The following is a 22515-nucleotide window of genomic DNA, read 5'->3' on the forward strand; positions in this document are numbered from 1 at the left end:
AGCCTCGCAAAGGCGCGAGCCCTGCCGATAAGGTCAAATTGCATGGCCCGTAACAGCCTCCGGAGCCGGATGCGAAAAAACGCTTCCGACTTTTTCGTATCCGGCTCTAGGTGGCAATACCCTGCTCCACCAGGAAGCGCACGATGCGATCGGCCAGCTCGTCCGCTCCGTATCGGCTGGTATCGAGGTGAAGGTCCGGCGCGCTCGGCTGCTCGTAGGCGGAATCGAGGCCTGTGAAGTTCCGAATCTCGCCGCGCCGGGCCTTGGCGTAGAGGCCCTTGGGATCGCGCTGCTCGCAGATGTCGAGCGGCGCATCGACGAATATCTCGAAGAACGGCGTGCCGGCCAGACGCTCGCGCACCATGGCGCGATCGGCTGCGAAGGGCGAGATGAAGCTGCACAGCACGATCAGCCCCGCATCCACCATCAAACGCGCGACTTCGGCGACCCGGCGCAGGTTCTCGACACGGTCGCCCTCGGTGAAGCCGAGATCGCGGTTGAGCCCGAGGCGGACATTGTCGCCGTCGAGCAGGATTGTCAGCTTACGCTTCGCATGCAGCCTGCGTTCCAGACCGTCCGCAATGGTCGATTTCCCCGCCCCGGACAGGCCGGTCAACCAGAGCACCGCGCCCTTCTGCCCGAGCAGATCCTCGCGCGCCTTGCGATCGATCGTCAGAGCCTGCGCAAAAAGGTTGCTGCCGCGGTCGAGGGCGTTGCGCACCATGCCTGCCGCGACGGTCTCGCCCGTCGCCCGGTTGATCAGCAGGAACCCGCCGGTGGCCGGGCATTGGGCATAGCTGTCGAAGGCGATCATCCCGGGCGTCGCCAGGTGACAGATCGCGATCTCGTCGCGCGTGATCTCGGTGGCCGCGATGCGGGCTCCGCTGATGATGTCGAGCTTGCCCCGGATCGCGGTCACCGTCACCGCACTCGTCAGGGTTCCAAGGCGCAACTCGTAATCCCGCCCGGCGAACAGGGACGGCTCGGCGAACCAGACCACATGGGCCGAAAAATGACTGGAGCAGGCGGGGGCGCCCGGTCCGGACCAGAGCAGGTCGCCACGGCCGAGATCGATCTCCGGAGTCAGGGTCACGGCCACGGCCGTTCCCGCTTCGGCGCGCTCAACAGGGCCTTCGCTGCCGATCAGGCGCTGGATGACAGCTTCGGCACCACCGACGGCAACCTTGATGCGGTCGCCCAAGGACAGCCCCCCCGCCGCGATCGTGCCGGTGTAGAGGCGCTCGCCCTCCGGCGTGCGGCTCATGCCCTGGATCGGCAGGCGCAAACTCGCTTCGCCGTCGCTCCGGGGGACCTCGAGCTGTTCGAGATACTGCAGGAGCGTGACACCCTGGTACCAGGGCATCGCGGCACTGATGCTCACGACATTGTCGCCGCGGCGGGCGGATATCGGAATTGCGACCATATCAAGCTGCAGATGCTTCGCTGCCAGAGCGAACTCCTCGACGATTTGACCCAGGCGCGCTTGCGAGAAGCCGACGCCGTCCATCTTGTTGACGGCCAGGACGACGTGCCGGATGCCGAGAATGCTGCAGATCGCAGCATGCCTGAAGGTCTGCGGCCGGAGGCCGCGAACGGCATCGACCAAGATGATCCCAACCTCGCATTGCGAGGCTCCGGTAGCCATGTTGGCGGTATATTGCTCGTGGCCGGGCGTGTCGGCGATGATGAAATCGCGTCTCGCGGTCGACATGTAGCGATAGGCGACATCGATCGTGATGTTACGCTCGCGCTCGGCTTCCAGCCCATCCGTCAGCAGGGCGAAGTCGATCTCGCCATCGGCGGCACCGTAGCGGCGGGAATCCGCCGCAAGAGCCACGCGCTGGTCGTCGGGAACGGCACCCGATTCGTAAAGCAGGCGCCCGATCAGGGTCGACTTGCCATCATCGACCGCTCCACAGGCCAGAATGCGCAGCGCCGGCGGGCGGGCGGTGGGCAAACCGTGTTCGGTCTCACCGAAGACGGCGTGGTAGGCCGCGGAAACGGGGTTCAAAAATAGCCCTCCCGCTTCTTGGCTTCCATCGAGGCGGCGCCCGCGCCGTCGATCAGTCGGCCCCGCCGCTCGGAAGTCGTGGCCGCGTCCAGCTCCGCGACCACCTCGGCGACAGTCGCGGCCGGCGATTCGACGGCTCCACAGAGCGGATAGCAGCCGAGGGAGCGGAAGCGGACGGAACGCATCTCGGGGATCTCGCCCGGCTCCAGCGGCAGGCGCTGGTCATCCACCACAATCAACGAGCCGCCTCGTCGCACCACGGGGCGTGGGCGCGCCAGATAAAGAGGTACGATCGGAAGGCCTTCGGCGAGCGTGTAACGCCAGATGTCGCGTTCGCTCCAGTTCGACAGCGGGAAGACCCGCATGGTCTCGCCGGGTCGCAAATGTGGATTCGCCAGCCGCCAGAATTCCGGGCGCTGGCTGCGTGGCTCCCAGCCATGCTGCGGGCTGCGCAATGAGAACATGCGCTCCTTCGCGCGGCTCTTCTCCTCGTCGCGTCGCGCTCCGCCGATCGCCGCGTCGAAACCGCCCTGCTCCATGGCCTGCTTGAGCGCATCGGTCTTCATGATGCGCGTATAGGTGTTCGCGTCGACGGAGAACGGCGTGACGTCGCGCGCGATCCCGTCCCGATTGATGTGCACCTTCAGGTCGAAACTCAAGGCAGCGGCGAACCGATCGCGAAACGCGATCATCTCGCGGAACTTCCATGTCGTATCGATGTGAAGCAGCGGAAACGGTGGCTTCGCGGGCCAGAACGCCTTGGCAGCCAGATGGACGAGGACCGTCGAATCCTTGCCGATCGAATAGAGCATGACCGGGCGCCGGAACAGCGCGGCCGTCTCCCGCAGCAGGAAGATCGCCTCCTCCTCGAGCCTCCGAAGCTGGTTCACGTTCCGTCTCGTCCAAACACCGCGCGTGGTCGTTCGGCAGCACCGCCGCGAGGCGGCGCCCAAATGATCCGTTCAATCCTGCTACTTGAATCCGGACGCGATGCTAGCGCCTTGCACGACAGGCGAGGTCAGGCTTTGGAAGATGGAGAGCGCCTTCTGCATATCAGTCAGCGGGGCGTTCGAGACGTAGAGAATATCGCCTCGCTGCATCCGCAGCCCCTGCGCCACAAAGAGGCCGTTGGGGTCGCGCAGGTTCACGCGATAAACAACCGGGATCAGGCGGCCCTGGCCGAGAAGCGGGCTATCCGGCTTGATCCTGCGCAGCATCTCGGCAGATTCGAAGCGGTACAGGAACACGCCTTCCGGATTCGCGCGGAAGTCGAGCAGTCCACCGGATTTGGCGATCGCCTGCGCCAGATTCATGGCGTCGGCGTTGAACGGGATTTCGGCGTTCTGGCCCGTGGCGCCCGCAGCTATGAAGGTCCGCGGATTGCGCACCAGCGTCAGCGTATCGCCACCGCGTAGATAGATATTCTCGCGAGGATTGTTGACGATCGTGATCATCGGTACAGCGAGCGTGCGCGAGCCGCGGGTGAGTCGGATTTCCGTTTCATTGACAGGTGCACGGATGCCGCCAGCGGCAGCGATGACCTCAAGGATTCGGTCGCCTTTGTTGGATAAGGGAATCCGCCCACCAGCCGCCACCTCGCCGGTCACGGCGACCGTGCTGCTGATCGGCCGGCTGAGCGTCACCAGGATCTGGGGCTGGATCGCCTTGCCAGCGAGGCGATCCTGGATCGCCGCCTCTACCTGGGCGGTCGTCTTACCGGCGACGCTGATGCGCCCGGCATATGGCACGGAAACCGTCCCGTCGCGGGCGACCGCCTGCTCGGGAATGGTCGCGGTGCGCGATCCTGGCGTGAAACGATCCGTGGTCAACGGCGCGGAGAAGAGCCCGCCGGCTCCAGCTTCCCAGATCGTGACGGCAATGAAGTCACCGATGCCGATTCGGGTCTCAGTCGCTCCGCTGCGATCACCGAAGCTGCCGTTGAAGCTGTCGATTGCGCGCCCATTGATCGCAACCAGCGAAGCGGGGGTCAGATCGACTAGCTCGAAACCGAAACGCTCGCCGTCGGCAGGTTGAGCAATGATGTCGGCTGCGGACGGACCGCTCGCTGGCAGATTGGAGCAGCCTGTCAACGCCATGACCGACAAAATCGCAATTAGGCCAACCCGCACTGATCCCATCTCCCACACACTCCGGCGACTACCATCAATTCGGCCCGCTTGAAAACGGAACGATGACACTAGAACGGTTTTCGCCTTGAGAGTGTGCTCTCTCGGCATCTCAAGTCGGTTACGAGCACCTGGGTTTGCAGAAACATAATTACTAAAATGCCAAGAGTATTTTGCAGCCGGTTCAGCCGGCTTCAGCGCCGCTATTCGACGACAGCAACCCGCGGTAACCAATCCAGGCGGCATAACCATCGCCAGCGCGGATCAGAAATAACGATCTCGTCGTCAAGTGGCCGACATCCCTTTAAATTGGTTTACGGTCTCAGCAAAGCTAAGCAAGGGTGTAGCAGCTCAGGTCCGATGAGGAGACCGTTCAGTCATGACAGGCGAGACACCCAGGCTCACGCTCGATTTTTTGATCGGGATGCTGAAGCAGGTTATCGAGCAAAATTCATCGCGCGATTCCAGAAAAATCACGAGCGCGACTTGGGGACCGGAGACCTTGCTGGAGGACACCGGCTTCAACTCTTATGATTTCGTCGAAATGATATTCAAACTTGAAGATCATTTCGACATCGAGATCGACTACAATGCCAACAACAACATCAACGACGTGAAGACGATCGGCGAGCTCTACAACGAAATCCTAAAGCTGCTGGCAAACAAGCAGGCGGCATGACGCGTATCGTCGTTTCAGGCCTCGGCATCGCTTCGCCAATCGGCAACGACACCGGCAGCTTCTGGCAGTCTCTGCTGACCGGAAGCGGGAATTTCAAGGAAGCCTCGGCCTTGCCGGGCAAGGGCATTCGCGTCGCGGAAGTCCAGGGCCAAAGCTTCATGGAGGGGTTGGGCCTTTCTCCATCGGCTTGTGACCGCAACGCTCTGTTCGCCGTCGCAGCGGCGCGCCAGGCCCTGACAACCGCCGGCCTGGACGCAGGCTTGCCGCGCCCCGAGCGCGTCGGCGTCATCCTCGGGAATTCCGCCGGCGGGCAATGCAGCACCGATGAACAATATGCCCGGCTCTATACCCAGAACAAGCGACCGCACCCGATGACTGTGGCCAAGGTGATGGTGAGTTCTTCCGCCAGCTGGGTATCGATGACATCGGGCGCAACCGGGCCCTGCTTTGTGACGTCAAGCGCCTGCGCCTCGTCCAGCCACGCTATCGGCACGGCCATGCAGTTCCTGCGCGCCGGCCTTGTCGATATTGTCATTGCCGGGGGTACGGAAGCCCCACTCTCAGCAGGAACCCTGCTCGCCTGGGACGCCATGAAAATCATGTCGCGTACCGCCTGCCGGCCGTTTGCCCTCGGCCGCGACGGCCTCATGCTCGGTGAAGGTGCCGGCATCCTCGTGTTGGAGACGGAGACCCATGCTCGCGACCGCGGGCTCATTCCGAAGATCGAGGTCGCTGGCTTCGGCTTCAGCGCCGATGCAGGCGATATTGTCGCGCCCAATCTCGACGGCATGACGCGCGCCATGTCCCTCGCGCTGGCCGATGCCGGGCTACAGGCTGGCGACGTTGCCTATATCAATGCCCACGGTACCGGGACCCGCGCGAATGACCGTGCCGAGACGCAGGCGCTGAAGCGCCTGTTCGGCGACCGGCCCGTGCCCCCGACATCATCGATCAAGGGCGTAACCGGCCACGCGCTTGGCGCCGCCGGAGCCTTCGAGGCGATTGCAACGATTATGGCGATCGAGAACGGCATCGCCCCGCCGACTGCCAATTTTGACGCACCAGACCCGGAGTGCGACATCGACTGCATACCTCATCAGAGCCGTGTGATGCCAATTCCGGTCGCCATGTCGAATTCCTTCGCATTCGGCGGCCTCAATACCGCACTGATCTTCAGGGGAACGCGCTTAAGTTAATAGCTTTCAACAAGCGAGCACCAAACACACGTAATTGGGCGCCTAGAAGAATTTCTCGGCGCCCAAATCTTAGAGCCCAACCCGAATAGAGCTCAGCGGTTTCAGCGGATTGTGTTTCCGTCAGGTTACGAGATCACCCACAGAAAGCCCTGGTTAGCGTGTATGTCTCAACGCGACGCTGGACTTTTCCATCCCGATCTCCACACCCCCCTCCTCCAGTGCGAGTTTGATTCCGCGCAGGTTGTTATGGGTCGGCACGCGCCTGCTTTTCTCGAAGTCGCGGATGGTTGAAAGGCCGAGATGAGCGGCCTTGGCGAGCTCTTGCTGGCTCCAATCGAGGAGCGCACGGGCAGCGCGACACTGGGCTGGTGTGATCATGCTTCCGACATAGCCTGATCAGCGCTTTTCGTCGAGCGTCGACTTTTCCAGTTGACTGATAGCCCCATAGGAAGGGAACCGTCCTTTACCGACGATTTTCGTTGCTGGAGGACGATGATGACCCTGATCCTAGAGTTCGAGCGCAAGCTCATTTTCTACAAACCCGGCATCCTGCGCTACGCCATGCGGCAAGCGGGGCCAGAGTTTTCTGCTGCGCAAAATCAGACGCAACGACGCCAGCTGCTCTCGCATTCACTCAAGCGCGGATGGGCTGAGGCTCGAGCTGAGCTGGAGGCGTTCCAGCGGCTGCAGGCGCTTAAACCAGAACGCCATGCCGAGCCGTCTTCCCATCACACGAGCTTCGGGGCCGCTTCGTCGCACACAGCCTCCCCAATAGCCTCCGGCTATTGCCGGCTTCACTGAGGGATGGCCATGAACTCCGCATTGCGACCCCGTTTGCTCGTGACCTCGCAGTCGCCGCCGAGCGAGATGAAGGTTGAGCCCCTGCCCTCAACCTCTCGTCTCAGCCCAGCCGAGCTCGCCCAATCCTACCGAACCTGGTGGTTCGGCCCGGCGCGCACCGTATCCCGCGATCATCACACCGCGAGGGCCAGGCGATGACGAGCGCATCGCGCCATCGGCGCTCTTCCGCAGGTGTTCGGCTGACCGAGTTGCGCCCTGCCCCTACGATCACCCCATTGAGCCTATTGAGTTCCGCGCTCGACCGCGGCGCGGACGAACACGTCCTGGCACATTTGATCGGTTTGCATGAACGCAGCCGCGCGGATGATGCGCGCTGCGCATTTGAGGCTGCGCTCGCGGCGGCCAAGGCCGAGCTCCCGGTGATCGCCAAGACCCAGATCGCCAGCATCGGCATCAAGCACTATCGGCATGAGGATCTGGCCGAGATTGCCCGCACCATCGGACCGGTCCTCGGTCGTCACGGTCTGGCCTACCGGTTCCGGTCGAGGACCGAAGGCGAACTGGTGACGCTGACCTGCGTGATCTCGCATCGTGATGGTTACAGCGAGGACAACAGCCTTTCGGCCGGAGCTGATCACAGCGGCGAGAAGAACGCGATCCAAGCGATCGGCTCGACGCTGACCTATCTGCAGCGGATGACGCTGAAGGCGGCGCTGGGTCTCGCCGCTGCTGATGATGATGACGGCAAGGCCGCCGGAACTGGCCAGACCATCACCCGCCAGCAGGTTCGCGAACTGCTGGGTCTGATTGAAGAGGTGGGAGCCGAAGCGGACGCCCTGCTGCGCTTCTTCAAGATCAAAGCCTTTGCCGAACTACCAGCACGCCGCTTCCGGCAGGCGCTGGTGATGCTCAACGACAGGAAGGGACGGGCCTGACCATGCTCGAGATCATCAACTGCACACAAGGCTCACCTGAGTGGCTGCAAGCGCGCCTGGGCATCCCGACCGCCTCCGAGTTCGCCTCGATCCTGACCAAGGGACGTGGCGGCGCCGAAAGTCGCACCCGGCAGACCTACCTCTACAAGCTCGCTGGCGAACGACTGACCGGTGAGGTGATGGAGAGCTTCATCTCTGCGCATATGGAACGCGGCAAGCTGATGGAGGAGGAAGCACGCAGCGCCTATAGCTTCGTCACCGGCCTGGATTGCGAGACCGTCGGGTTCTTGCGCCGCGGGCAAGCCGGCGCCTCGCCCGATGCGCTGATCGGGCAGAACGGCCTGCTCGAGATCAAGACCAAGCTGCCGCATCTCCTGATTGAGGCCTTGCTCAAGGGCGAGTTCCCGCCCGAGCACAAGGCTCAGTGCCAGGGACAGCTCTGGATCGCCGAGCGCGAATGGCTCGATCTCGCGATCTATTGGCCGGGTTTGCCGATCATGATCACCCGGGCTCATCGCGACGAGACATTCATCAACGAACTCAGCGCGGCCGTCGCCCAATTCAATCAAGAACTCGATCGAGCCGTCGCGCAGGTTGCCGCCTACGGTCAGATGGAGGCCGCCTGATGAGCGGGCGCCGCGAGTTCACCCGCAGCCAGAAAGTCGCCATGCTCAAGCGCGCCATGGACTTGCGCGGCTGTATCCGCTGCGAGGGTTGCGGCCTTAATGTATCCGGCAAGGTCGTGGAATTCGACCACGTCATCCCGGAAGCTCTCATCCTCGACAAGACGCGAGAGCTTTCTATCGACGACGGTCGTGTTCTCGGCCGGGACTGCTGTCATCGCGCACCAGGTGCCAAGACCGCTCGCGATCTGGCCGCGATCGCCGAGGCCAAACGTCGAGAAGCCCGCCATCTCGGGATCAAACCGATTGCTTCGCGCGGGTTCAACCGAGCGCCGCCGCAGATGAAGGCCTCCCGCCCCCTCGCCAAGCCAGCGAATTGGCGCCGCGACGATCACTGATCCCTATTACTTTAAGGAGCTCGCTTCCGTGTTCTCTCCTGCTCTCTGTCGACATCTCGGCCGCCGTCGCTGGCCTTCCCTCGTCACCGCCATCATGCTGGCCAATGCCGTCAGCGCCTGTACCTCTCGCACCATCATGCGCTTTGATCGATTCGACGGACGTAGCGATGCCGGTGCCGCCTTGCAATTCCAGCAGGATGACGCCATCTGCAAGGGCGAGGTCGCCAAGGCTCAGGCTATGGCGGCACCGATCTATTCCGGCCGCAGCCTCACTGACGCGATGGAAGCCGGCATGCTCGAAGGTCAACGGAACCAGGCGCTCAGCCGGATCATGGTCGGCTGCATGGCCGGCCGCGGCTACAGCATGACCGTTGTAACGGTGCAGCCCTAGGCAGCGTCGTGTCAGCCTGGAGGCCGAACGCGACTCTGCGGACGCACGATGCGCTGCGGACGCTCGCGGATGGTGGGGGTCTTCGCCGTGAGGTATTTGAGCGCCTGGCTCGTCGCATCGACCTGGTCATCGTTGCGCGCGAGCGGGAAGGCCAGGAGCTCACCGAGATAATCGGCGAGCCAGCTGGCTTCGCGCGGCAGGAATACCTGCCCCGCCTCGAAGCGGGCTGCCTGCGCCATCAGTCGGGCCTGCTTGTCGAACCGCGACCGCTGAAGCAGCGTATATAATGCACCAGTACGCTGCAGGTCCTGTGACAGCGCCCGCCCAAGCTCTGTATCCTCGATTAGCGTCGTGTTGACCGCGTATTTTCCGGAGAGGTCGATGATTTTCCGCCGCAGCTCCGGCGCCTCCCATCGCCCCCGGACGAGGTCGATCAGATAATAGGTCTGCCCGATCGCCCCCCAGACCATCCCGACCGACCAGTCGGAATGCTCCGCCTTGGTCGAGGCGGTATCCCAGGACGCAACTTTCAGATCAAACTCAGCCGGCTGCTCGTCATAATGATGCAGCCAGTCGCGCTTGATGATCTGCCCTTCGGCCGGCAGCGGATTCTGCTGGTACTGCGCCGAGAAGTTCAGCGTGCCGAGATTGCGCTTGATCGCCTCGAGATCACCGTAGGTATCGCGGCCAGCATGCAGAAGTTCTCCCTGACGGCGATGATAGATCGCCTCCCTGCCTTCCCCGATGCGATAGCAGCGATCATCCGGCGCAATGGCGGGAATCGAAAGAACTTCCCAATCCTCCTTGTCCAGGACGTGACCGACCAGGTCGTCTTCGTGCAAGCGCTGCATCACGATCACAATCGCGCCGGTCGTCCGGTCGTTCAGTCGCGAGTAGAGCGTGTTGTCATAGAAGGCCTGGACCCGACGCCGGGCAGCCGCCGACAACGCTGCCTCAAGTCCGTTAATCGGATCATCGATGACAATCAGATCGGCGCCGCGCCCCAACACCGAACCACCAATAGACGAGGCATAGCGATAGCCCTGTTCGGTGGTGCGGATCTCATGGCCGCGGTTGGCCGCGATCGCGAAGTCCTGGAAGATCCGCCGATACCAGTTGGACATGACCACGCTGCGGAAGGCCGCAGCGTGGGTGACCGACAGTTCATTGGCATAGCTGATCGCCATGATCCGCTTGCGCGGATCATGGCCCATCAACCAAGCGGTGAAGGCGATCGTGACGCAGATCGACTTGGCCGAGCGCGGCGGCACGTTGATGATCAGCCGCTTGCACTCACCGTTCCAGACCCGCATCAGCTGATAGGCGATCGCCTCGATGTGCCAGTTATGCTGATAGGCCGTTCCCGGCTCCAGCGTCACGAAGCACTGCTCGATGAAGCTCGCCAGATCACGACGGAGGATGGCGGTCAGAAGAGCTGGGTCAGCCATCCTTGCCTCCCGCCGCGCCCGAACGCTTCCTGGAGAGGAAGCGCGCGATGAGCGCTTCCTCCTCAGCGTCGGTCAGCCCGGACTCCACGTCGGGCTTGTTGTCGTTCGCCATGTCCAACCTAAACAGCAATGCGAACGCAGACACATTGCCGTCCATGGCGATCGCGAAGAGGCGCTCACGTAAGGCCTCGCGCTTGCTGATCCAAACCTCCTTGCCAGCGATTTTTGCTTTGACCTTTTTCGACAAGAAGGGCTGGTCATCATCCTTTGCGGCGGTGCTCGCTTTGCTCTTGCGGCGCCCCGACGGGTTGCCGCTCTGGCCCTTATGGAAGCGGGTATGCTGCGGCGGCTTCTTATAACCTACGGCCGGGGGATCATCCTCACGCGACATGGCCCCCTCCAACGCTCTGGTGGGGCAAGGCGCGGGCGCTAGCATCACCCCCGCGCTGCGCCGCCATCTCCGCGAAGGTCAGCCCGGTCTCGGCGTGGCGCGCCTCGTCCTTGAAGAGCTTCTCCCAGCGACGGATCGCGCCATCGACATAGAGCGGATCGAGCTCCATCACGTAGCCGCGGCGCTTCGTCTTGGCCGCCGCGATCAGGGTCGTCCCAGAGCCGCTGAAGCTGTCGAGGATGATCCCCTTCGGCTTCGAGCAATCCTTGATCGCATCCATCACCATCGCGCAGGGCTTGACGGTCGGGTGGCTCGCTAGCTCCGCCATCCGGCCCTTGCGGAAGCCGTTCACACCCGCATAGCTCCACAGCGTGGTACGATAGCGACCGTGCTTGCCGAGCTCGATGTTGTTGATGTGCGGCGCCTTACCCGTCTTCCACAGCGTGATCAGCTCGGTCTGGCTGCGATAGAGCGAACCCATCCCGGCATTGGCCTTGGCCCAGGTGATCACCGACTTCAGCTCGTCGAAGGCGCCATATCCGGCGTTCAGCATCTCGTGCAGGTGCGGGCCATCGATGCAGCTATAGATCAGCGCACCCTCCTGGGACGCCTCCGCGATCCGTGCGAAGACCTCGTGCAGGAAGCCGGTGAACTCGAGCTTGCTCATCTCGCCCGACGCCATCGCAAACTCGCGGTGCTTGGTCCGCCCGAGACCGCTGACATGGCCATCAACCCGGACATTATATGGCGGATCGGTGAACACCATCTGGGCGAGCTCACCGCCCAACAGCGTCTGATAATCCTCGGGAGCGCGCGCATCGCCGCACAGGATGCGGTTCTCGCCCAGGAGCCAGAGATCGCCGCGCTGCGTCACTGCGGCATCCTGCAGCTCAGGCAGCGCGTCCGCCGGATCGGCCTTCACCGGGACCGGCGCGTTGCCGTCGAGGATCACATCGATCTGCGCCGTCTCGAAGCCAGTGATCTCAACCTCGAAGTCGAGATCAATCAGCTCGCCGAGCTCCAGCTTCAGGATCTCGTCGTCCCAGCCGGACAGCTCCGCTAAACGGTTATCGGTGATCCGCAGCGCCCGGATCTGCTGCGGACCGAGGTGATCGATGTAAATAACCCGCACCTTCTCCAGCCCGAGCAGCTTCGCTGCCTCGTAGCGACCATGCCCAGCGACGATTTCGCCAGCCGTCGTCGCCAGAATCGGAGACACAAAACCAAACGCTTTGATGCTCTCGGCGATCAGATGAATCTGCTTCTTCGAGTGCGTCCGCGCGTTGCGCGCCGACGGCACCAGCTCGTTCAGGTCACGCTCGCTCACCTGCGGCGCGAAGCTCGCGATCGCGCGTTCGAGGGCAGGGTCCTTGATGGTGGGCGGGATGTCAGGTTGGACGCGGCGGCGAACACGAGCTTGCGGCTTGGGGGGATCATGCGGGGAATTCATGATGCGACGTCTTTCTCTCGAAAGAGGTCGACCGACCGGGACCTGATCAATCTTGATCACGCATCGAATACGTGACCGAGCCTACCCCTGCCGTCGGCTGTCGAAAATGCCGCTGTCCCCACAGCGACCTCCCCCGACTTGATACAAGCCCGAAACAATCGCCTCGGAAAATGCCCGCGACGATTCGCGAGCGACGAATCGTTAGCCCGCGCCCAAAGCCCGCGTCAAGACTATATTCCTAAGGATGATAGGGTGTCTTTGTCAACGGCTACCCAAACTGGGTGCCCAGGGGAACCGCGGCTATCTGCTCAAGCCGACATCATTCCCTCCTAGAGCGGGCCAAACTCCCTGTTCTCACAAAAACAATTCCCTGCTCGCATAATCGAGCCCGCGACGGAAACGCCCATAATATGAAGCGTTTAATGCAAAAATGCGGCGTTTGCTCCATCCGATCATCTGCAGAATCCCTGATAATTCCCTGCAACCAGGGAATTGGCATGAAACGATGGAGTCCAGATTTAAATCGTGGCTAGCCGCCTCGACCCGTGACACGGGCTTTCGCGCCCAAAACTCGGGTCGTGATGGCGGCACTCTCCGGAGTGGAGCGCGCTGCCGCGGAGGACGCACAGCCAAGCTGGTGTCCCCTTGCCTCACGCCGGCTCAAGCTGCGTTTTCAGCTTCTGTGCTTGATGCGGCGTCGAGCCCCCGCCCGACATCGGCATAGGTGAATCCCTTGGCCCTGACCTGCTCGGCGCGATAGACATTGCGGAGGTCGACGAGAACCGGCGCCACCATGGCCGCCTTGACCCGGTCGAGGTCAAGTGCGCGGAAGATGTTCCATTCGGTCACGATGACCGCCGCATCGGCGCCCGCCACGCATTCATAGGCGTCGCGGCAATAGGTGACGCCCGCCGGCAGCACAGCCTTCGCCTGCTCCATCCCTTCCGGATCATAGGCGCGGATCGTGGCGCCGCCGTCCATCAGGGCGGTGACCACCGCGATCGAGGGTGCATCGCGCATGTCGTCGGTATTCGGCTTGAAGGTGAGACCGAGCACCGCGATCGTCTTGCCCCGCACCGAGCCGCCGCAGGCCGCGACCACCTTGCGCCCCATCGCCCGCTTGCGCTGCTCGTTCACCGCCGCCACCGTCTCGACGATGCGCGAAGGCGTGCCGTGATCCTGCGCCGTCTTGATCAGCGCCAGCGTGTCCTTCGGGAAGCAGGAGCCACCATAGCCCGGCCCGGCATGCAGGAACTTGCCGCCGATACGGTTGTCGAGCCCCATGCCGCGGGCAACGTCCTGGACATTGGCGCCGACCTGCTCGCAGAGATCGGCGATCTCGTTGATGAAGGTGATCTTCGTCGCCAGGAAGGCGTTGGCCGCGTATTTCGTCAGTTCCGCCGTGCGCCGGCCGGTGTTCAGGATCGGCGCGTTGTTGAGATAGAGCGGCCTGTAGATATCGGCCATCACGGCGCGAGCGCGCTCGTCATCCGTACCGACGACGATACGGTCCGGCCGCTTGAAATCCTCGATCGCCGCGCCCTCGCGCAGGAATTCCGGATTGGAGACGACGGCGAAATCGGCATCGGGCCGGAGCTCGCGGATGATGCGCTCGACCTCGTCACCAGTGCCGACCGGCACCGTCGACTTGGTCACGATCACCGTATAGCCGCGGATCGCCCCGGCGATCTCGCGGGTCGCGGCATAGACATAGGACAGGTCGGCGAAGCCGTCGCCGCGCCGCGAAGGCGTGCCGACCGCGATGAAGACCGCATCCGCACCCGCGACCGGGCCGGCGAGATCCGTCGTGAAGGACAGCCGCCCCGCCGCCGCGTTGCTGCGCACGATTTCCGACAGGCCGGGCTCGAAGATCGGGATCTCGCCGCGCTTCAGCGCCGAAACCTTGCTCTCCAGCTTGTCGACGCAGACGACCTCATGGCCGAAATCGGCAAAGCAGGCGCCGGAGACGAGCCCGACATAGCCCGAGCCCACCATCACGATCTTCATCGTTTGCTCCTTGTATCAAGCGCTCCCGGCAGCCCGGGAGGCGCCGTTGTCGCTTTGGCATAGTGCAATCGTTGCAAAACCAAAACCGGGTTCTCGCCGGCCAATTCAGGGAAACCGCGGGATGGCGGCCCTTTCGGCCGGTCATACCGCCACTGCGCAGATGCCCCTGTATCGGCAGGCAGCCTATCCTGCACCACGATACGGCACCGGAATTTGACATATTCCCGCTTCGGAGGGCATCGAAGCGGGCGCGCCTCCGCGGACCCGGCAAGGCATGCGCCCGAACCTGATATCGACGGACCACCCGGCATGACCAGCCTGAAATTCGGCACCTCCGGCCTGCGCGGCCTCGTCACGGAGCTGGTCGGCCTGCCGACCTATGCCCATGTCCGCGCCTTCTGCGCCATGCTGCAGGAGGACAGGGCGGCCGGAACGCGCGGGGAGGTCCTGGTCGGCCGCGACCTGCGATCGTCGAGCCCGCTCATCGCGGCGCAATGCGCGCAAGCCATCGCCGATGCCGGGCTTGAGCCGGTGGATTGCGGTGCCGTGCCGACACCTGCCCTGGCACAGGCGGCCATGGCCGCCGGAAGCCCGGCCGTGATGGTGACCGGCAGTCATATCCCCGATGACCGGAACGGCCTGAAATTCTATCGCGCCCAGGGCGAAATCGACAAGGCGGACGAAGCGCGCATCCTCGCCCATCATGAAGCGCTGGCACTGACGGCTGCTCCGGACGTCTCGGCGGAACCGCAGCGGCGCGACGTCGTCTCCGGCTATCGCGCCCGCTATGTCGATTTCTTCGGGCGCGCGCTGGAAGGCCTCATCGTCGGCGTCTACCAGCATTCCTCCGTCGGCCGCGACGTCATCTGCGACGTGTTGTCGGCGCTTGGAGCCACGCCGATCGTGCTGGGGCGCAGCGACAGCTTCATCCCCGTCGATACCGAGGCGCTCCGTCCGGAGGATGAAGAACTGGCCCGGCGCTGGGCCGGCGAGCGCAGGCTCGACGCGATCGTCTCGACCGATGGCGACGCCGACCGTCCGCTGGTCGCCGACGAAACCGGCCGCTTCCTGCGCGGCGACCTCGTCGGCGCGCTCACCGCGCGCTTCCTCGGCGCGGATGCGATCGTGACGCCGGTCACGTCGAACTCGGCGCTGGACCGCCCCGGATCGTTCGCGAGGGTCGTGCGCACCCGCGTCGGCTCGCCCTATGTGATCGCGGGCATGGCGCAGGCTCAGGCCGAAGGTGCCAGGACCGTCATCGGTTTCGAGGCGAATGGCGGCGTCCTGCTCGGTTCGGAGGTCGTGCGGGACGGCCGGCGGCTTGCCGCCCTGCCGACGCGCGACGCCATGCTGCCGATCGTGGCGACACTCGCACTGGCGCGCGCCACGCAAAAGCCGTTGAGCGCCATTGCGGCGGAAGCCCGCTTCGCCATCGCCCTGTCGAACCGCCTGCAGGAGGTCCCGCAGGACAGGACAACCGCCCTGATCGCCCGGCTCGACGCCGAGGATTCCGGCTTCCGCGACACGGCTTTCGCGGCCCATGGCGGGGTCGCTGCGCGCGATCGCCGGGACGGGCTGCGCCTGACGCTCGGCAATGGCGCGACGGTGCATTTCCGGGCCTCGGGCAACGCTCCGGAACTGCGCGTCTATGTCGAGGCCCCGGCGCTGGCAGCGGCCGAAGCCCTGCTCGCCGAGAATCTCACTTTCGCAGCGGCGCAAACGCGCTGAGTGACGACTTGCAGCCCATCCGCCAGACCGGCAAAGCCATTCGAAGCCGCGCCTGACCAAACCGCCTTCGAGACAGCAGGATCCGTGACATGACCGAAGCTTTCATCTGCGCCTATGTCCGCACGCCGATCGGCCGCTTCGGCGGCTCGCTCTCCTCCGTCCGGGCGGACGATCTCGGCGCGGTGCCGCTGAAGGCGCTGGTCGAGCGTCATCCGCAAGTCGATTTCGGCGCCGTGGACGATGTGATCTTCGGCTGCGCCAACCAGGCGGGCGAGGACAACCGCAATGTCGCGCGCATGTCTCTGCTGCTCGCCGGCCTGCCCAAGGAGGTGCCGGGCACGACGATCAACCGGCTCTGCGGCTCGGGAATGGATGCGGTCATCGCCGCCGCGCGCGCGATCAAGGCAAGCGAGGCCGAACTGATGATTGCCGGCGGCGTCGAAAGCATGTCGCGCGCGCCTTTCGTCATGCCCAAGGCCGACAGCGCCTTCTCGCGCCATGCCGAGATCCACGACACCACGATCGGCTGGCGCTTCGTCAATCCGCTGATGAAGGCGCAGTACGGGATCGATTCCATGCCGGAGACCGGCGAGAACGTCGCCGCCGACTGCCATATCAGCCGCGCCGACCAGGATGCCTTCGCGCTGCGCTCGCAGCTCAAGGCCGTCGCTGCCCAGCAGAACGGCCGCCTCGCCAAGGAGATCGTCCCGGTCCTGATCCCGCAGCGCAAGGGCGATCCCGTTCGTGTCGAGATCGACGAGCATCCGCGCGGCGACACCACGCTTGAAAAGCTCGCCAAGCTCGGCACCCCGTTCCGTAAGGAAGGCGGGACGGTCACCGCCGGGAATGCGTCCGGCGTCAACGATGGTGCGGCGGCGCTGATCATCGCTTCTGAGAAGGCTGCGGCGAAATACGGTCTGACGCCGATCGCGCGTGTCCTCGGCGGCGCGACCGGCGGCATCGCGCCGCGCGTCATGGGCCTCGGGCCGATCCCGGCGACGCGCAAGCTCTGCGAGCGCCTCGGTCTCAAGCCCACCGATTTCGACATCGTCGAGCTGAACGAGGCCTTCGCCTCGCAGGGCATCGCGGTGCTGCGCGAACTCGGCATCGCCGAGGACGGGGCGCATGTGAACCCGAATGGCGGTGCGATCGCGCTCGGCCACCCGCTCGGCATGTCCGGTGCCCGCATCACCGGCACGGCCGCGCTCGAACTGTCCCTGACCGGCAAGAGGCGCGCGCTCGCCACCATGTGCATCGGCGTCGGCCAGGGCATCGCAGTGGCGCTGGAGCGGGCGTAGGCGCCGTCACGGCCGGTTTTTTCCCGAACCGCAGGCTCCGGCCCCTAACCATAAGGGGCCTTTGTTTCGCCGCGGTTCGGGCGTTTCGCTGTCGCGCAAAGGCAGTTCATGATAGGGCCGCAGGGTGAAAGGGGGGTATGAGTTGAGACCGACGGCCAGAACCGCCGATCCGGGCGCGTGCGCCTCGTCCGCTCATTCTCCGCACCTTCGCGATCACGGCCGCCAGGATTACCTCTTATGCCTCTGAGATTTCTCGTGACCGGCGGCGCCGGCTTCATCGGCTCGGCGGTGGTGCGCAAGCTGATCGGCGAGACGGAGCACGAGGTCTGCGTCGTCGACAAGCTGACCTATGCCGGCAACCTCGCCTCGCTGGAGCCGGTCTCCGGCAGCAACCGCTACCGGTTCGAACAGGCCGATATCGGCCACAGTGAGCGGATGAAGACGATCTTCGCCGATTTCCAGCCCGATATCGTCATGCATCTGGCAGCCGAGAGCCATGTCGACCGCTCGATCGACGGGCCGGCCGCCTTCATCGAGACAAATGTCGTCGGCTCCTTCACTCTGCTTCAGGAGGCGCTACGGCATTTCCGGGAGCTGCCGGAAGATCGCAAGGGGCGCTTCCGCTTCCACCATATCTCGACCGACGAGGTCTTCGGTTCGCTGGGTGCTGACGGCTTCTTCCGCGAGGACACCGCCTATCAGCCGAACTCGCCCTATTCGGCCTCCAAGGCCGCTTCCGACCATCTCGTCCGGGCCTGGCACCACACCTATGGCCTTCCGGTGGTGATGACTAACTGCTCGAACAATTACGGGCCCTATCATTTCCCGGAAAAGCTGATCCCGCTGATGATCATCAACGCGCTCGAGGGCAAGAAGCTGCCGGTCTATGGCAACGGGCTCAATGTGCGCGACTGGCTCTATGTCGACGACCATGCCGACGCGCTGCTTACCGTCGCGACCACCGGCAAGCTGGGCGAGAGCTACAATATCGGCGGCCATAACGAGAAGACCAATATCGAGGTGGTCCAGGCGATCTGCGCCCTCCTCGACGAACTCCGACCCGACTCGAAGGGTCCGCGCGAACGTCTGATCAGCTATGTCACCGACCGACCGGGCCATGATGCACGCTATGCGATCGACGCCGGCAAGATCGGCCGCGAGCTTGGCTGGACACCGAAGGAGACCTTCGAGACGGGTCTGCGCCGCACGATCGAATGGTATCTCGCCAATCCGGCATGGTGGGGCGACATCCGTTCCGGCACCTATCGCGGCGAACGCCTCGGCGCGGCCTGAGCGGGGGAAGACATGCTGAACGTCGAAGACACGGCGATCCCCGCCGTCAAGATCATCACGCCGAAGAAGTTCGGCGACCATCGCGGTTTCTTCTCGGAAACCTGGAGTCGCAACGCCTTTGCCGAGGCCGGGCTCGATCTCGATTTCGTTCAGGACAATCAGTCTCTGTCGGCCCCGGTCGGAACGCTGCGCGGCCTGCATTTCCAGTCGGCGCCTTTCGCGCAAGACAAGCTGGTGCGGGTCACGCGCGGGCGCATCCTCGATGTCGCCGTCGATATCCGGGCCTCCTCGCCCAGCTTCGGCAAGCATGTCGCGGTTGAGCTCTCCGCCGAGAACTGGAGGCAGCTCCTCGTCCCCATCGGCTTCGCCCATGGCTTCGTCACGCTCGAGCCGGATACCGAGGTACTCTACAAGGTCACCGCTCCTTACGCGCCCGCGAACGATCACGGCCTTGCCTTCGACGACCCGGCGCTCGGCATCGACTGGCGCCTGCCGCTCTCAGACCTCACCCTCTCCGACAAGGACCGCAAGCATCCGCGCCTCGCCGAGATGCTGCGGTATTTCGACTGATGACACTTCGCATCGCCGTCACCGGTTGGACCGGCCAGGTCGTCTGCGCCATGCTGGAGCGCGTGCCCGTCGGCGTCGAGGTCATCGCGCTGCGCCGGCCCGATCTCGACCTCGCCGTCCCGAAGACGGTCGCGCCGGCCCTGCGTTCGGCGAGGCCCGACGTGATCGTCAACACGGCCGCCTATACCGCCGTGGATCAGGCCGAGAGCGAGCCCGAACTCGCCATGCGCGTCAATGGCGAGGCCGCCGGCGAAGCGGCGCGTGCCGCAGCGGCGCTGGGCATCCCCATGATCCAGCTTTCGACCGACTATGTCTTCGACGGCACACTCGACCGGCCCTATCGCGAGGACGATGCGACCGGCCCGATCTCGGCCTATGGCGCGAGCAAGCTCGCGGGCGAGCGGGCGGTCGCGGCGGCGACCGGCAACCACGCCATCCTGCGCACGGCCTGGATCTACAGCCCCTTCGGCAAGAACTTCGTCAAGACGATGCTGCGCCTCGCCGAAACGCGCGACGAGGTCGGCGTCGTCGCCGACCAGGCGGGATGCCCGACCAGCGCGCTCGACATCGCCGATGCGATCTTCACCGTGGCGCGCAACCTGACTGCGCGGGCGGATGATGCGGACCTGCGCGGCGTGTTCCACATGAGCGCGGCGGGCGAGGCCGTCTGGGCCGATGTCGCCGAGGCGATCTTCGCCGAGCGCGAACGGCATGGCGGCGCACCGGTCAGGGTCAGGCGCATCGCCACGGCCGATTATCCGACGCCGGCGCGCCGGCCCGCCAATTCCCGGCTCGATTGCAGCAAGCTCGCGCTCGCCCATGAGGTGCGGCTGCCGGAATGGCAAAGCTCGCTCCGACCTTGCGTCGCACGACTTCTCGAAGATCAGGCCAAGGACCAGAGGTAACGATGAAGGGCATCATCCTGGCCGGCGGTTCCGGCACCCGGCTGCACCCGATGACGCTGGCGATGTCGAAGCAGCTCCTGCCCGTCTACGACAAGCCGATGATCTACTACCCGCTCTCGACGCTGATGCTCGCCGGCATCCGCGACGTCCTGATCATCTCGACGCCGCACGACCTGCCGCATTTCAAGCGCCTGCTCGGCGACGGCTCGGACTGGGGCATGAGCCTGACCTATGCCGAGCAGCCGCATCCCGGCGGGCTGGCGCAGGCCTACCTGATCGGCGCCGATTTCGTCGCCGGCGAGCCCTCCGCCCTCGTTCTCGGCGACAACCTGTTCTATGGCCATTCCCTGCCCGCGATGATGGCGCGAGCCAAGGCGCGCGAGCAGGGCGCCACTGTCTTCGCCTACCATGTCCGCGATCCCGAGCGGTACGGCGTCGTCGCCTTCGACCAGACCGGCAAGGCGGTTTCGATCGAGGAAAAGCCCGAGGTTCCCAAGTCGAGCTGGGCCGTCACCGGCCTTTACTTCTACGATGCCGAGGTGGTCGAGATCGCGCGCGCGCTGAAGCCCTCGGCGCGCGGCGAGCTCGAAATCACCGACGTCAACCGGATCTATCTGGAGCGCGGCCAGCTCTCGGTGGAATCGATGGGCCGCGGCTTCGCCTGGCTCGATACCGGCACACCCGACAGCCTGCTGGAAGCCGGCGAGTTCGTCCGGACCCTCGAAAGCCGCCAGGGCCTGCGCATCGCCTGCCCCGAAGAGATCGCGGCACGCCAAGGCTGGATCTCGACGGCGCAGCTGACACGGCTCGGCGAGAAGCTCGCCAAGGGCGATTACGGCCAGTATCTCATGCGGATGGCCCGGGATATCGCCGGCTGAGCGGGAGATGCCGGGCTCTCTCGGCAAGCTCCTTACGGATACCCGCCCCGCTCCGTTATCGCTTGACAGCAAGGCCTGCCGCTCGTCATCTGCTCCCGTTCCCAGGGGGGCCTCGCTAGGAGGCTGAGATTCCGCCGGCTGGGCTTTCGAGCCTTAGGCAACGCGGTGACCCTCCGAACCTGATCCGGATCATACCGGCGTAGGGATGCGGGACATGCGGCCTTGAGGCCCTGATTCCAGCTTGCGCTCGTGATCCTCCAGCGATCGACGCCCCGGCTTGGCCGTGCGCGTCCGAACGGAGTGGCTTCAAGTGACGCAAGCCGAGATCATCGCGGCGCTATCGGCATTCATCGCGCTTCCCGACGCGTCGGAAGCCGAGTTCGAGGCGATGGCGCTCAAGGTCTTCGCCTATCAGTTCCGCAACAACGAGCCCTATAAGCGCTTCTGCCTGCAGCGTGGCCGCACGCCGCTCTCGGTCCGGCGCTGGCGCGACATCCCAGCCGTGCCGATCACCGCCTTCAAGGACCTGACGCTGAGCTGCAGCCCGCCGGAAGCCGCCGAACGCGTCTTCATGACCAGCGGTACAACGCAAGGCATTCGTGGGCGCAGCTACCATCCGACGCTCGACGTCTGGAAGCGCTCGATGCTGGCGAATTTCCGCACGCGCTTCATGCGGGGCCGCGAGCGCATCCGCATGGGCATCCTCTTCCCCGACGAGGCGGAGCTGCCGAATTCCTCGCTCGCCACCTATCTCTCGGTCGCCAAGCGCGAATGCGGCACGGCGGATTCCGAGACCTTCATCGATGCCGCCGGGCTCGACCTGGACGGCCTTCTGTCGGCGCTGGAGCAGGCTGAGACAAGCGGCGAGCCCTATGCCCTGCTCGGCGCGAGCTATTCCTTCGTCCCCGTGCTGGACGCGCTCGCGGCAAGCGGCCGGCGCTTCGCCCTGCCGGAAGGCAGCCGCATCCTCGATACCGGCGGCTTCAAGGGCCAGTCGCGCGAACTCGGGCCGGACGAGTTCTATGACGGACTCGCTAGCGCTTTCGGCGTGCCGCGCTCGTCCTGCATCAACATGTACGGGATGACCGAGCTGAGCTCGCAGCTCTATGACGACGGCAACGCCGTCTGCCCCTCCGTGAAATCCGGCCCGCATTGGATCCGCAGCCGCGTCGTCGATCCCCTCACCGGCATCGACCTGCCCGAAGGCCAACGCGGCGTGATCGTCCATCACGACCTCGCCCATTTCAACTGCGTCGCGGCAATCCTGACCGAGGATGCCGGCGAGATCGTGCCCGGCGGCTTCAAGCTGCTCGGCCGGGTCGATGGCGAGGCCTCGAAGGGTTGTTCGGTCGCCGTCGCCGAATTCCTCGCAGCGGCACGAGGCTGA

At 64.5% G+C, this 22515-nt stretch carries 22 protein-coding genes and 1 riboswitch; of the genes, 14 read left to right on the plus strand and 8 right to left on the minus strand.

Annotated elements, in window-relative coordinates; genetic code table 11:
- Positions 1-106 precede the first annotated feature (106 nt).
- From cysC to BLQ70_RS15240, 3 genes are all read right to left on the minus strand, one after another.
- The gene (cysC, locus tag BLQ70_RS15230) at positions 107-2011 is read right to left on the minus strand and encodes an adenylyl-sulfate kinase (RefSeq protein ID WP_244512034.1); all 1905 of its coding nucleotides are present in this window, start codon (positions 2009-2011) and stop codon (positions 107-109) included.
- Entirely contained in the window at positions 2008-2901 is an 894-nt protein-coding gene (gene cysD / locus BLQ70_RS15235; RefSeq protein ID WP_091858114.1) for a sulfate adenylyltransferase subunit CysD, read from the minus strand. Before cysD ends, cysC begins: the two co-directional genes overlap by 4 nt.
- Before the next feature lie 81 nt (positions 2902-2982).
- Positions 2983-4107, minus strand: a complete 1125-nt coding sequence (locus tag BLQ70_RS15240; RefSeq protein WP_244512035.1) for a polysaccharide biosynthesis/export family protein — start codon at positions 4105-4107, stop codon at positions 2983-2985.
- Positions 4108-4516: 409 nt separating this feature from the next.
- Between BLQ70_RS15240 and BLQ70_RS15245 the strand changes: the two genes are divergently transcribed.
- Both BLQ70_RS15245 and BLQ70_RS15250 read left to right on the plus strand, forming a co-directional pair.
- A complete protein-coding gene (locus BLQ70_RS15245; protein WP_091858121.1) occupies positions 4517-4816 on the plus strand; it encodes an acyl carrier protein in 300 nt (99 codons plus the stop codon).
- Positions 4813-6012, plus strand: a complete 1200-nt coding sequence (locus tag BLQ70_RS15250; protein ID WP_091858124.1) for a beta-ketoacyl-[acyl-carrier-protein] synthase family protein — start codon at positions 4813-4815, stop codon at positions 6010-6012. Before BLQ70_RS15245 ends, BLQ70_RS15250 begins: the two co-directional genes overlap by 4 nt.
- A gap of 153 nt (positions 6013-6165) precedes the next feature.
- Here BLQ70_RS15250 and BLQ70_RS15255 read toward each other — a convergent pair whose 3' ends face one another.
- A complete protein-coding gene (locus tag BLQ70_RS15255) occupies positions 6166-6390 on the minus strand; it encodes a helix-turn-helix domain-containing protein (protein WP_170843430.1) in 225 nt (74 codons plus the stop codon).
- Positions 6391-6504: 114 nt separating this feature from the next.
- On the opposite strand from BLQ70_RS15255, the gene BLQ70_RS15260 reads away from it, so the two are divergent.
- From BLQ70_RS15260 to BLQ70_RS15280, 5 genes are all read left to right on the plus strand, one after another.
- Entirely contained in the window at positions 6505-6813 is a 309-nt protein-coding gene (locus BLQ70_RS15260) for a hypothetical protein (RefSeq protein ID WP_091858127.1), read from the plus strand.
- Between the two features lie 194 nt (positions 6814-7007).
- Entirely contained in the window at positions 7008-7748 is a 741-nt protein-coding gene (locus BLQ70_RS15265) for an ERF family protein (protein ID WP_091858130.1), read from the plus strand.
- 2 nt (positions 7749-7750) lie between these two features.
- The gene (locus BLQ70_RS15270; RefSeq protein WP_091858132.1) at positions 7751-8374 is read left to right on the plus strand and encodes a lambda exonuclease family protein; all 624 of its coding nucleotides are present in this window, start codon (positions 7751-7753) and stop codon (positions 8372-8374) included.
- Positions 8374-8769 carry a hypothetical protein gene (locus BLQ70_RS25380; RefSeq protein WP_139163559.1) on the plus strand — a complete coding sequence of 132 codons (396 nt, stop codon included), beginning with the start codon at positions 8374-8376 and terminating at the stop codon, positions 8767-8769. Before BLQ70_RS15270 ends, BLQ70_RS25380 begins: the two co-directional genes overlap by 1 nt.
- A 94-nt stretch (positions 8770-8863) precedes the next feature.
- A complete protein-coding gene (locus BLQ70_RS15280; RefSeq protein ID WP_091858136.1) occupies positions 8864-9160 on the plus strand; it encodes a hypothetical protein in 297 nt (98 codons plus the stop codon).
- Between the two features lie 11 nt (positions 9161-9171).
- On the opposite strand, the gene terL is transcribed toward BLQ70_RS15280, so the two are convergent.
- From terL to BLQ70_RS15300, 4 genes are all read right to left on the minus strand, one after another.
- Positions 9172-10608, minus strand: coding sequence for a phage terminase large subunit (terL, locus tag BLQ70_RS15285; protein ID WP_091858139.1), 1437 nt, complete (start codon positions 10606-10608; stop codon positions 9172-9174).
- A complete protein-coding gene (locus tag BLQ70_RS15290) occupies positions 10601-10999 on the minus strand; it encodes a DUF5681 domain-containing protein (RefSeq protein ID WP_091858142.1) in 399 nt (132 codons plus the stop codon). The genes terL and BLQ70_RS15290 overlap by 8 nt, the downstream gene beginning before the upstream one ends.
- Complete coding sequence (locus tag BLQ70_RS15295) at positions 10989-12449, minus strand: site-specific DNA-methyltransferase (protein ID WP_091858145.1); 1461 nt, start codon at positions 12447-12449, stop codon at positions 10989-10991. The genes BLQ70_RS15290 and BLQ70_RS15295 overlap by 11 nt, the downstream gene beginning before the upstream one ends.
- A 660-nt stretch (positions 12450-13109) precedes the next feature.
- Complete coding sequence (locus tag BLQ70_RS15300) at positions 13110-14456, minus strand: UDP-glucose dehydrogenase family protein (protein ID WP_091858148.1); 1347 nt, start codon at positions 14454-14456, stop codon at positions 13110-13112.
- A 309-nt stretch (positions 14457-14765) separates the two neighbouring features.
- Here BLQ70_RS15300 and BLQ70_RS15305 point away from each other — a divergent pair, with 309 nt between their 5' ends.
- From BLQ70_RS15305 to BLQ70_RS15335, 7 genes are all read left to right on the plus strand, one after another.
- On the plus strand, positions 14766-16184 hold the full coding sequence (locus BLQ70_RS15305; RefSeq protein ID WP_091858150.1) for a phosphohexomutase domain-containing protein: 1419 nt from the start codon (positions 14766-14768) through the stop codon (positions 16182-16184).
- Between the two features lie 89 nt (positions 16185-16273).
- The gene (gene pcaF / locus BLQ70_RS15310; protein WP_091858153.1) at positions 16274-17482 is read left to right on the plus strand and encodes a 3-oxoadipyl-CoA thiolase; all 1209 of its coding nucleotides are present in this window, start codon (positions 16274-16276) and stop codon (positions 17480-17482) included.
- A 237-nt stretch (positions 17483-17719) separates the two neighbouring features.
- The gene (gene rfbB, locus BLQ70_RS15315) at positions 17720-18775 is read left to right on the plus strand and encodes a dTDP-glucose 4,6-dehydratase (RefSeq protein ID WP_091858155.1); all 1056 of its coding nucleotides are present in this window, start codon (positions 17720-17722) and stop codon (positions 18773-18775) included.
- Between the two features lie 12 nt (positions 18776-18787).
- Positions 18788-19345, plus strand: coding sequence for a dTDP-4-dehydrorhamnose 3,5-epimerase (rfbC, locus tag BLQ70_RS15320; RefSeq protein WP_091858159.1), 558 nt, complete (start codon positions 18788-18790; stop codon positions 19343-19345).
- Entirely contained in the window at positions 19345-20250 is a 906-nt protein-coding gene (rfbD, locus tag BLQ70_RS15325) for a dTDP-4-dehydrorhamnose reductase (protein ID WP_091858162.1), read from the plus strand. Before rfbC ends, rfbD begins: the two co-directional genes overlap by 1 nt.
- 2 nt (positions 20251-20252) lie before the next feature.
- On the plus strand, positions 20253-21128 hold the full coding sequence (gene rfbA, locus BLQ70_RS15330) for a glucose-1-phosphate thymidylyltransferase RfbA (protein ID WP_091858165.1): 876 nt from the start codon (positions 20253-20255) through the stop codon (positions 21126-21128).
- Between the two features lie 93 nt (positions 21129-21221).
- Positions 21222-21352, plus strand: a riboswitch (TPP riboswitch).
- Between the two features lie 86 nt (positions 21353-21438).
- A complete protein-coding gene (locus BLQ70_RS15335; protein ID WP_091858168.1) occupies positions 21439-22515 on the plus strand; it encodes a LuxE/PaaK family acyltransferase in 1077 nt (358 codons plus the stop codon).

This window comes from Allobosea robiniae, assembly GCF_900102525.1.
Lineage (GTDB): Bacteria > Pseudomonadota > Alphaproteobacteria > Rhizobiales > Beijerinckiaceae > Allobosea > Allobosea robiniae.